Annotated in this window: 10 protein-coding genes and 1 pseudogene; 4 read left to right on the top strand and 7 right to left on the bottom strand. The window is 75.5% G+C overall.

Annotated features, from left to right (window positions below; all coding sequences use genetic code 11):
• The coding region (locus ACFV0G_RS28415) for a hypothetical protein (protein WP_380554021.1) at nucleotides 1–749 on the top strand (749 nt) is incomplete at its 5' end.
• 11 nt (nucleotides 750–760) lie between these two features.
• On the opposite strand, the gene ACFV0G_RS28410 is transcribed toward ACFV0G_RS28415, so the two are convergent.
• From ACFV0G_RS28410 to ACFV0G_RS28400, 3 genes are read right to left on the bottom strand one after another with little or no spacing between them, the layout of a single operon-like run.
• Nucleotides 761–2,167, bottom strand: coding sequence for a VWA domain-containing protein (locus tag ACFV0G_RS28410; protein WP_380554018.1), 1,407 nt, complete (start codon nucleotides 2,165–2,167; stop codon nucleotides 761–763).
• Complete coding sequence (locus ACFV0G_RS28405) at nucleotides 2,164–3,051, bottom strand: AAA family ATPase (RefSeq protein WP_380554015.1); 888 nt, start codon at nucleotides 3,049–3,051, stop codon at nucleotides 2,164–2,166. Before ACFV0G_RS28405 ends, ACFV0G_RS28410 begins: the two co-directional genes overlap by 4 nt.
• 60 nt (nucleotides 3,052–3,111) lie before the next feature.
• Nucleotides 3,112–3,810, bottom strand: coding sequence for a TetR/AcrR family transcriptional regulator (locus ACFV0G_RS28400; protein ID WP_380554012.1), 699 nt, complete (start codon nucleotides 3,808–3,810; stop codon nucleotides 3,112–3,114).
• Nucleotides 3,811–3,976: 166 nt separating this feature from the next.
• On the opposite strand from ACFV0G_RS28400, the gene ACFV0G_RS28395 reads away from it, so the two are divergent.
• Nucleotides 3,977–4,786, top strand: a complete 810-nt coding sequence (locus ACFV0G_RS28395; RefSeq protein ID WP_380554009.1) for a class II aldolase/adducin family protein — start codon at nucleotides 3,977–3,979, stop codon at nucleotides 4,784–4,786.
• 28 nt (nucleotides 4,787–4,814) lie between these two features.
• Here the strand turns inward: ACFV0G_RS28395 and ACFV0G_RS28390 are convergent, their stop codons facing one another.
• Entirely contained in the window at nucleotides 4,815–5,021 is a 207-nt protein-coding gene (locus tag ACFV0G_RS28390) for a DUF2180 family protein (RefSeq protein ID WP_380554006.1), read from the bottom strand.
• 188 nt (nucleotides 5,022–5,209) lie between these two features.
• Here ACFV0G_RS28390 and ACFV0G_RS28385 point away from each other — a divergent pair, with 188 nt between their 5' ends.
• Nucleotides 5,210–5,476, top strand: coding sequence for a GlsB/YeaQ/YmgE family stress response membrane protein (locus tag ACFV0G_RS28385; protein WP_380554003.1), 267 nt, complete (start codon nucleotides 5,210–5,212; stop codon nucleotides 5,474–5,476).
• A 57-nt stretch (nucleotides 5,477–5,533) separates the two neighbouring features.
• Here ACFV0G_RS28385 and ACFV0G_RS28380 read toward each other — a convergent pair whose 3' ends face one another.
• Nucleotides 5,534–6,265, bottom strand: coding sequence for a hypothetical protein (locus ACFV0G_RS28380; protein WP_380554000.1), 732 nt, complete (start codon nucleotides 6,263–6,265; stop codon nucleotides 5,534–5,536).
• Between the two features lie 222 nt (nucleotides 6,266–6,487).
• On the opposite strand from ACFV0G_RS28380, the gene ACFV0G_RS28375 reads away from it, so the two are divergent.
• On the top strand, nucleotides 6,488–7,066 hold the full coding sequence (locus tag ACFV0G_RS28375) for a dihydrofolate reductase family protein (protein WP_380553997.1): 579 nt from the start codon (nucleotides 6,488–6,490) through the stop codon (nucleotides 7,064–7,066).
• Nucleotides 7,067–7,082: 16 nt separating this feature from the next.
• Here the strand turns inward: ACFV0G_RS28375 and ACFV0G_RS28370 are convergent, their stop codons facing one another.
• Both ACFV0G_RS28370 and ACFV0G_RS28365 read right to left on the bottom strand, forming a co-directional pair.
• Nucleotides 7,083–8,375, bottom strand: coding sequence for an LCP family protein (locus ACFV0G_RS28370; protein ID WP_380553994.1), 1,293 nt, complete (start codon nucleotides 8,373–8,375; stop codon nucleotides 7,083–7,085).
• Nucleotides 8,376–8,597: 222 nt separating this feature from the next.
• Nucleotides 8,598–8,856, bottom strand: a pseudogene (locus tag ACFV0G_RS28365) (ATPase); the annotation flags it as partial.

Here is an 8,856-nt window from a genome sequence, read left to right as displayed (position 1 = left end):
CCCTCGGGGCGGGGCCGCCGGGCGGGGGCGGCAGTGCGGCCGCCGCCGCCCGGGTGACGGCGCTCGGCCTCGACCCGGCCCTCGTCGACCGGGCCGGCGGGCTGACCGGTACGGCCGGCGAGGCCGCCCTCCAGGTGATCGACGCCCAGTACGGCGGCATCCTCACCGACACGGCGAGCGTGCTGGTGGTCTGCCGCCAGTGGACGGCCACCCCGCCCGATCCGGCGGTCACGGCCGGCGGCACCACCGTGGACGTCCGGCTGAGCCGCGCCGCACCGCGCTGGACGGTGACCACCCTGCACCCGGCGCAGCCGGGCCCGCCGGGCAGCCCGTCCGCCGCCGCGCAGCGCGTCCTCGCCGAGCCGCGCATCCAACTGCCGCCCGCCGCAACGGCCGACATCCGCAGCGGGGCCGTCCACGACTCGGTGCTGACGGCGATGCTGGCGCTGGCCGGCCCGTACACCTTCGCGGTGAGCGTCGTCCGGTCGGGGCACCCGCTGGACGTGTTCGGCACCACCCGGCCGAGCGACCACCCTCAGGGGCGGGCCTTCGACGTGTGGCAGATCGACGGCCGTGCGGTGGTGGACCCGGCGACGCCGCACGACCTGGTGGACGGCTTCATGCGGGCCGCGGCCGCGGCGGGCTCGTACAACGTCGGCGGCCCGCGTCAGCTGTCGGGCGGGGCGCCCGGGCAGTTCTTCACGGACGACACCCACCACGACCACGTGCACGTCGGCTTCCGGGCGTGAGCGTGGCGGGTTCAGACCGGTAGCAGCCGGCCCACGAGTTCGGCGAGGCGGCGGGCGTTGCGGCAGGGGTGCATGTCGACGAGTTCGGCGTAGGCGTGGGCGGCGGAGTCGCCGGTGCCCCAGAGGGCGGGCTGTTCGGGGTTGAGCCAGTGGACGCGGCGGGCGCGGTCGGCGATCCGGGCGAGGGCGGGCAGGTTCGGGTCCCAGCCGTTGGTGCGGGCGTCGCCGAGGACGAGGACGGAGGTGCGCGGCCCGACGGCGTCCAGGTGGCGGTCGGCGAACTCGCCGAGCGCGGCGCCGTAGTCGCTGCTCCCGTGCCAGCCCGCGACCTCGGCCTCGGTGAGGATGCGCCGCCCCAGGTCGGCGGGGTCGGCGGCGCCCGCGGTGACCAGGTGGGTGACCTCGGCGGTGCGGTTGACGAAGGCGTAGACGCGGACCCGGGCGAACTGGTCGCGCATCGCCTGGACGAGCAGCATCGTGAAGTTGGCGAAGCCCGCCACCGACCCGGAGACGTCGCACAGCAGCACGATCTCCGGCCGGCCCGGGCGGTGCCGGCGGTAGGCGGGGCGCAGCGGGATGCCGCCGGTGGAGAGCGAGCTGCGCAGGGTGAGGCGCAGGTCGATCCGGCCGCGGGCGGCGCGGCGCCGGCGGGCGGCCAGCCGGGTGGCGAGCTTGCGGGCCAGCGGCTGGACGGTACGGCGCAGTTCGGCGAGCTGCTCGCGGCCGGCGATCAGGAAGTCGACCTGGTCGGCGCTGGGGGCGACGGCGCGTTCGGCGATCCGCTCGGTGCCGCGCAGTTCGGCGACCCGGCGGCGGGCCTCGGTGCCGACCTGGCCGCGGAAGTCCCGGATCCGGCGTCGGATCTCGTCCTCGGTGAGCCGGTCGGCGACCGGGGTGCGGTCCTCCCCGTCCGACGGCCGTGCGGCGCGCAGGGCGGCGAGGATGCGGGCGAGCAGGGTCTCGGGCTGCAGCCGGCTCAGGGTCTGGTGGGAGGACCAGCCGTCGGAGCCGGTGCCCGAACCCGGCCCCGAGCCGGAGCCGTAGCGGCCGAGGGCATCCACGGCCTCGCCGGCGAGGGCCGCGAGGGCGGCCCGGTCGTCGGCGGCGAGAGCGGCGGCGAGGCGGTCGCGCAGCTCCTCGACCCCGGCGGCGGGGTTGCCGCGGGCGGCCTCCGGGGCGCCGACACCGAGCGGGAAGAAGAGGTCGAAGGTGGCGTCGAAGACGGCGCGCTGCCCGTCGGTGCGGAGCAGCGCCGCGGCCAGGCCCGCACGGACGTGCTCGCGCTCGGCGAGGCCGAGCACCTCCAGGACGGCTGCCGCGTCCACGGTCTCGGCGGGGCCGATCCGCAGTCCGTGGCCGCGCAGCGCCCGGACGAAGCCGGTCAGCCGTCCGGCCAGGGCCCCGGACGGCGTGCTCACGCCGCGGTCAGCTTCCGGGCGGCCTTCAGCACGTCGTCCTGGTGCTTGAGGACGACGCCGAGGCTCTCGCGGACGACCGCGTCGTCGAGGCTGTCGGCGCCCAGTGCGAGGAGGGTGCGGGCCCAGTCGACGGTCTCCGCGACGGACGGCGGCTTGCGCAGCTCCATCGCGCGCAGCGCGTTGACGATCTTGACGAGGGAGGCGGCGAGCACCTCGTCGAGGGCGGGCACCTTGAGGCGGACGATCCGCTCCTCGAGCTCGGGCTCCGGGAAGTCGAGGTGCAGGAAGAGGCAGCGGCGGCGCAGCGCCTCGGAGAGCTCCCGGCTGGCGTTGGAGGTGAGCAGGACGAACGGCCGGCGGGTGGCGGTGATGGTGCCGAGTTCGGGCACGGTGACCTGGAAGTCGCTGAGGACCTCCAGCAGCAGGCCCTCGACCTCCAGGTCGGCCTTGTCCATCTCGTCGATCAGCAGCACGGTCGGCTCCTCGCCGCGGATCGCGGTGAGCAGCGGCCTGGTGAGCAGGAACTCCTCGCCGAAGATGTCCGTCCGGGCCTCGTCCCAGCTCTCGTCGCGGCCGGCGGTGATCCGCAGCAGTTGCTTGGCGTGGTTCCACTCGTAGAGGGCGCGGGCCTCGTCGATGCCCTCGTAGCACTGGAGCCTGACCAGGCGCGCGGCGCCGACCCGGGCGACCGCCTTGGCCAGTTCGGTCTTGCCGACCCCGGCCGGGCCCTCGACCAGCAGCGGCTTGCCGAGCCGGTCGGCGAGGAAGACCGTGGTGGCGACGGCCGTGGAGGCCAGGTAGCCGGCCTCGGCGAGCTTGGCGCCGACGTCGGCGACGGAGTCGAAGAAGCCTGTGCCGGCCGTCCGCCGGATGTCCTCGGTCATGCCGTCGACTCCCCTTCGCCGCTGGGCCCAGCGCCCTGTCCGGCACACCCTACCGGCGGGTCACTTCGGGGTCACCGGAGGTGCGCCGGCTGCGTCGTCCGCGGCCCCGCCGCTCGGTTCGGCAGCGGCGGCGGCCGTGGCGGCGGCAGGGTCGGCGGCCGTGGTCACGGCGGTCAGCAGGGCGGGCAGGAAGCGGCGTTCGAGCCGGCCGGGCGGCAGTCGGTCGGGTTCGACGTAGCTCTGGGCCAGGCCGCCCTCGCGGACGGCGACCAGGAGGCGGGCGAGTTCCTCGGCGTCCACGGTGAGGGTGCGGCCGATCCGGGCGAGGTGCGCGGTGAGGCCGCGGACGAGTTCGGCGCGCAGCCGCGCGTCGTGCCGGGCGAGCACCCAGGCCGCCTGCGGGTCGCGGATGGCGTGCAGGGTGAACTCGGTGGTGACCAGGTACCAGTCGCGTTCGGCGGGTTCGATGTCGACCAGCGCGTCGACCAGGCCCGGCACGGTGAGCTCCTCCGCGGGGAGGGCGGCCATCCGCTCGGCGATCCGCCGGACGATGCGCTCGCTGTGCTCGTCGAAGAGGGCGAGGAAGAGCTCCTCCTTGCTGCTGAAGTTGGAGTAGAACGCGCCGCGGGTGAAGCCGGCCCGGGCACAGACCTGCTCGATGGTGGCGGCGCGGAAGCCGTGCTCGGCGAAGGTCTCCAGGGCGGCCTGCAGCAGGGCCGCACGGGTGCGCGGGCGGCGCTTGGTCACGCCCTTGGGCATCGGCTCTCCCGGTTCGGGCTCGCGGTGTCCGCGGTGACGGCCCGCGGATCACCGGCCACGATACCGAACCGAATCGGATACATCGATGCATCCGATCCATTGGCACATCCGATACACGGATGTATCTTTTGGGCGTCCGCACCGCCGCCGACACCCGGAGCCCGTCATGAGCGCACCGCTGCCCCCGTCCCTGTCCGCCGCCGTCGGCCCCGTCCCGGAGGGCGTCACGCTGCCGCTGCCGCCGACCTTCGACTCGGTGGAGGCCGAGCGGCAGTACCGCAAGGAGCAGCTCGCCGCCGGCTTCCGGCTGTTCGGCCGGTTCGGCTTCTCCGAGGGCGTGGCGGGGCACATCACCGTGCGCGACCCGGAGAACCCGCAGTGGTTCTGGGTGAACCCGTTCGGGATGAGCTTCCAGCAGATCAAGGCCTCCGACCTCGTCCTGGTCGACCACGAGGGCAACCTGCTGCACGGCAGCCGGCCGGTCAACAAGGCCGCGTTCGTGATCCACTCCCAGGTGCACGCGGCCCGCCCGGACGCGGTCGCCGCCGCGCACTCGCACTCGCTGTACGGCAAGGCGTTCTCCAGCCTCGGCATCCCGCTCGACCCGATCACCCAGGACGCCTGCGCCTTCTTCGAGGACCACGCCGTCCACCGCGACTACCGCGGCGTGGTGAACGAGCTGGAGGAGGGCAAGCGGATCGCCGCCGCGCTCGGCTCCTGCAAGGCCGTGATCCTGCAGAACCACGGCCTGCTGACGGTCGGCGAGTCGGTGGCCGAGGCGGTGTGGTGGTTCATCACCATGGAGCGCTCCTGCCAGGCGCAGCTGCTGGCGATGGCCGCCGGGACGCCGAAGCTGATCGACCGGGAGACCGCGCTCCTCACCCGCGGCCAGCTGGGCAGCCATCTGGCGGGCTGGTTCCAGGCGCGCCCGCTCTGGGACCAGATCACCGCCTCCGACCCCGACCTCTTCGACTGACCCGGCCGCCCCGGCGCAGGTGTGCGGCTCAGCCGAGCGCCTCCGCCGGGGCGCAGGTGGTGCAGGCGATCCGGCGGGCCGGCGCCGACACGGCGGCCGACCCGGTGCCGCTCAGGTGGCGGACGACGTCCGGCAGCGCCCGGGCGTGGTCCGCGCAGAGGCCGGCCCCGCAGTGGTGGCACACCGCGAGCGCAGTGGCGGTGCGGCCGGCCGTGTGGCAGTCGTAGCAGTCCATGGCGGGCTCCCTTCTCCCGGGCGCCCCGGTATGCGGGGCCGCCCACACCGTACGGCGGCCCGGCGCCGGGCGCGCGGCGCGGCCGCCCGGACCGCTTCGGACGTGCCGAGAGCCGCCCACCGCGGGATGCTGGTGATCACATCGCCGGCCGTGCGGTCGGGCGGTGCGGCCGACCACCGGAGGTCACCGTGTTCCAACTGCTCTGGATCCTGCTGATCGGCTTCGTCCTCGGCGTGATCGCCAGGCTGATCCTGCGCGGCCCGCAGGCGATCCCGTGGTGGCTGACGATGCTGCTCGGCGCGGCCGGCGCATGGCTGGGCAACGCCGTCTCGGGCTGGATCGGCGTCCGCCACACCTCGGGCATCGACTGGATCCGCCATCTGCTGCAACTGGGCTTCGCCGTCCTCCTGATCGGCCTCGCCGCACCCGCCTGGGCCCGCCGCAAACAGCACTGACGGCGGCCGTTGCTCACCCGCACCGCCCGCGGCCGCGCCGACCCGCCGCCCCGGCGGTCAGAGCCCCGGGGCGAAGCTGTACGAGGCGGGCACCTTCACCTGGGCGTTCTCCGCCGCGGTGCCGTAGACCAGGGCGATCTCCTGGTGGGCGCCCAGGGTGATCGCGGCCGGGTCACCGGTCACCGCCTTGCCGTCCACGTACGCGGTGAGGGTGTGGTCGGCATCCGTCTTCAGACCCCCGAGATGGTCGGCGGAGAGCGAGACCTGCCACTCGGTCATGAACTGGCCGAGCGTGAAGTTCGCCTGCACCGGCGACTCGATGTGCACCACACCGGTGGTGTCGTGGGTGTGCAGCGGGCTGATCTGCTGGGCCGGCTCGTCGATGCCGACCAGCGGCGGCACCTCCACCGCCTTGCCGTCCGCGATCACGTCCAGGTGGGCGTGGATGTGGAGGGCGGTGCCCTCCTCGGACAGCATCGGCAGCCCGGCCGCCGTGACCGCCGCGGCGGCCGCCGAGCCCTCGGGGGCCGGCCACGGCGGCGGGGTCGTCCGGCCCTCCGCGGTGGTCCGCGGCGAGGCGGGTATCGAGGCGACGGCGGAGGCGGACGCGGTGGTGCTCGAACCGTGGTCACTCGCGGTCACCACGATCGCGGTGATGCCGCCGACCAGCGCCAGCGCCCCGGCCGCGATGCCGCCCCGCACCAGCAGCTTCCTGCGGCGCTCGCGCTTGGCCTCCGCGGCCCGCTCGGCGGCGATCCGGCTGCGGCGGTCGCTGGGCTTGCTGCTCATCTGCGGTGCTCCCGGGTGTCTGCCCCCGGCCGTGGTGCCCGCCCCCGCACCCGCCCCCGCACCCGCGGTACGCCCGCGCGCCGGCCTCCCCTCCAGTGTGCCGGACCGGTGGCGGTGCGGCCGGTCGCCGCGCGTCCTGCGCCGCGCGACCGGCACCGTCTGGCACGGTGGCGCTATCGGCCGCAGTGGCCGTGCTCGCACCGACCGATCGGCGGGGACCGCATGCGGAAGATCGTCATGATGATGTCGGTCTCCCTCGACGGCTACTTCGAGGGGCCGGAACGGCAGATCGACTGGCACCGGGTCGACGACGAGCTGCACCGGCACCTCAACGACCACCTGCGGACCGCGGGCGCGTTCCTGAGCGGGCGGACGACCTACGAGCTGATGGCGAGCGTGTGGCCGACCGCCGACGCCGACCCCGCGAACACCGGGCCGGTGGCCGAGTTCGCCGGCATCTGGCGCGACATGCCGAAGATCGTGTTCTCCCGGACGCTGGAGGAGGCCGGCTGGAACACCACCATCCTGCGGGAGGTGGTGGTCGAGGACATGGTCGCGCTCAAGTCCCGGCCGGGCGGGGAGCTGGTGCTGGGCGGCGCCGAACTCGCCGCCTCCTTCCGGCGCCTCGACCTGATCGACGAGTACCGGATCTACGTCCACCCGGTCCTGATCGGGCGCGGCCGGTCCGCCTTCCCGGTCACCGGCCGCACCAGCGACCTGCGGCTGCTGGAGAACCGGTCCTTCGGCAACGGCGTGGTGCTGCTGCGCTACGAGCGCACGGGCGCCGCCGCCGGCCGGTGACGGATGGTCAGCGGCCTCACCCGTAGGTCAGGTCGGAGCAGACGTCGGCGTCGCCGGGCCGGGGCGAGCGGCCGGGGCCGGTCGGCGCGGCCGCGGGCGGCGCCGGGGCCGTCTCCCCGCCGCCGGCGAACGAGGCGCGCGGGGCCGCGGAACCGCCCGGCTCGGGGACGGCGGCCGAGGGAGCGGGTGCGGAGGGGGCCGCAGACGCACCGACCGGGCCGTCCAGCGGCCGGTCCGCCGCCAGCGCCTGCCAGACCCGGTCCGCGTCCGGGCGCAGCAGCCTGACCCGGAAGCCGTCGTAGCGCCACGGCGCGGTCAGGAACGTCACCTCGTGCAGCGGGATGTCCTTCAGTGATGCGGCGAAGGAGACCAGCTTCGGCACCGAGCCGAGCCCGGGGTCGACCGTCAGCGCCCGGCTCGCCGCCTCGGCGAGCGGCAGCAGGGTCGTCGGGTCCATGCCCTTGGCCTTCACCTGCTTGAGCAGGGAGGCCAGGAAGGCCTGCTGGCGCTTGGTGCGCCCGATGTCCGAGCCGTCGCCGAGGCCGTGCCGGATCCGGACGTAGTCCAGCGCCGCCTGCCCGCCGACCTTCTGCCGGCCCTGCGCGAAGATCTCCCGGCCGGCGTACCCGAGGTTCGGGTCGAGGTCGCCCTCGCGGACGGCCCTGGGCAGGCAGACCTCCACGCCGCCGACGGCGTCCGCCAGGGCGGCGAACCCCCGGAAGTCGACCACCGCGGTGTGGTCGATCCGCAGCCCGGTCAGCCGCTCCACGGTGTTCTGGGTGCATGCCGGGTTGCCCTGCCCGGAGTCGCCGACCGAGAAGGCGCTGTTGAACATCGCGTCCGCCGCCGGCTCCGTCCAGCCGCCGTCCGGCAGCCGGCAGGAGGGGATGTCCACCAGGGCGTCGCGCGGGATGGAGACGCCCACCGCGCGCCGGTGGTCCGCGAAGACGTGCAGCAGGATCGTGGTGTCCGAGCGGGCGGCGCCCTCGTCGCCGCCGCCGAGGTCGTGGTTGGCGCCGTCGCGCGAGTCCGAGCCGATCAGCAGCAGGTTGACCGGGGTCCGGCCGGCGGCGTCCGGGGCCGCCGCCGCCGGGCGGTCCCGGCTGATCCCGTCGCCGGAGAAGGTGGCGATGCCGCCGTTCAGCTCCTCGTACAGCAGGCAGCCGCCCAGGGTGCAGAGCGTGAGCGCGCCCACCGCGAGCCAGGCGGCGGTCGTCCTGCGGCGGCGCCGCGGCCTTTCGGACGGACCGCCCGCCGGGCCGTGCGCCCCGCGCTCCGGTCGCGTCGGACCCGCCGTCCGGTCCGCCATGTGCACCCCTGCTCCCCTGCTCCCCTGCTCCGCCGTCCGGTGCGACCGGCCGCCCCGGACGGGGGGTGCCCGCCGGACGGCCGCTCGCGGCCGGACGGATCACCGAAACCGCCCCGAAGCACTACATACCTGTAGAAGTCGCCCGCAGCATACAAGCCGCCGCCGGACAGGCCGGATCCGACCCGAGTGGCCCCGTCGGCGCCGTCCGGCCCGCGGCCGGGCTCAGTCCGCGGAGATCATCCGCAGCAGCGGCGGCACCACCGGCCACGGCGGGATGCCCTGCGCGGCTGCGGCCGCCAGCCGCAGCGCGCCGGTCAGCGGATCGCCCTCGGCGGGGTGCAGCCGGGCCTGCGGCAGGAGCTGCGCCAGCCGGCCGGCCACCGCGTCCCGCAGGCCGGGTAGCTCGAAGAGGCGCCCGGTGAGGGCGACCGACGGGCCGGTGAGGCCGGTGGCGGGCGCGGGCGCCGGCGGGGCGGAGGGC

The sequence above is a fragment of the Kitasatospora sp. NPDC059571 genome, from assembly GCF_042735675.1.
Classification (GTDB): domain Bacteria; phylum Actinomycetota; class Actinomycetes; order Streptomycetales; family Streptomycetaceae; genus Kitasatospora.
This window is presented reverse-complemented; position numbering and strand designations above follow the sequence as displayed.

Bases quoted from the DNA above. Each gene is read 5' to 3' on its own strand.
- ACFV0G_RS28405 (WP_380554015.1), bottom strand. From the start codon at position 3,051: ATGACCGAGGACATCCGGCGGACGGCCGGCACAGGCTTCTTCGACTCC.
- ACFV0G_RS28400 (WP_380554012.1), bottom strand. From the start codon at position 3,810: ATGCCCAAGGGCGTGACCAAGCGCCGCCCGCGCACCCGTGCGGCCCTG.
- ACFV0G_RS28395 (WP_380554009.1), top strand. From the start codon at position 3,977: ATGAGCGCACCGCTGCCCCCGTCCCTGTCCGCCGCCGTCGGCCCCGTC.
- ACFV0G_RS28390 (WP_380554006.1), bottom strand. From the start codon at position 5,021: ATGGACTGCTACGACTGCCACACGGCCGGCCGCACCGCCACTGCGCTC.
- ACFV0G_RS28380 (WP_380554000.1), bottom strand. From the start codon at position 6,265: ATGAGCAGCAAGCCCAGCGACCGCCGCAGCCGGATCGCCGCCGAGCGG.
- ACFV0G_RS28375 (WP_380553997.1), top strand. From the start codon at position 6,488: ATGCGGAAGATCGTCATGATGATGTCGGTCTCCCTCGACGGCTACTTC.
- ACFV0G_RS28370 (WP_380553994.1), bottom strand. From the start codon at position 8,375: ATGGCGGACCGGACGGCGGGTCCGACGCGACCGGAGCGCGGGGCGCAC.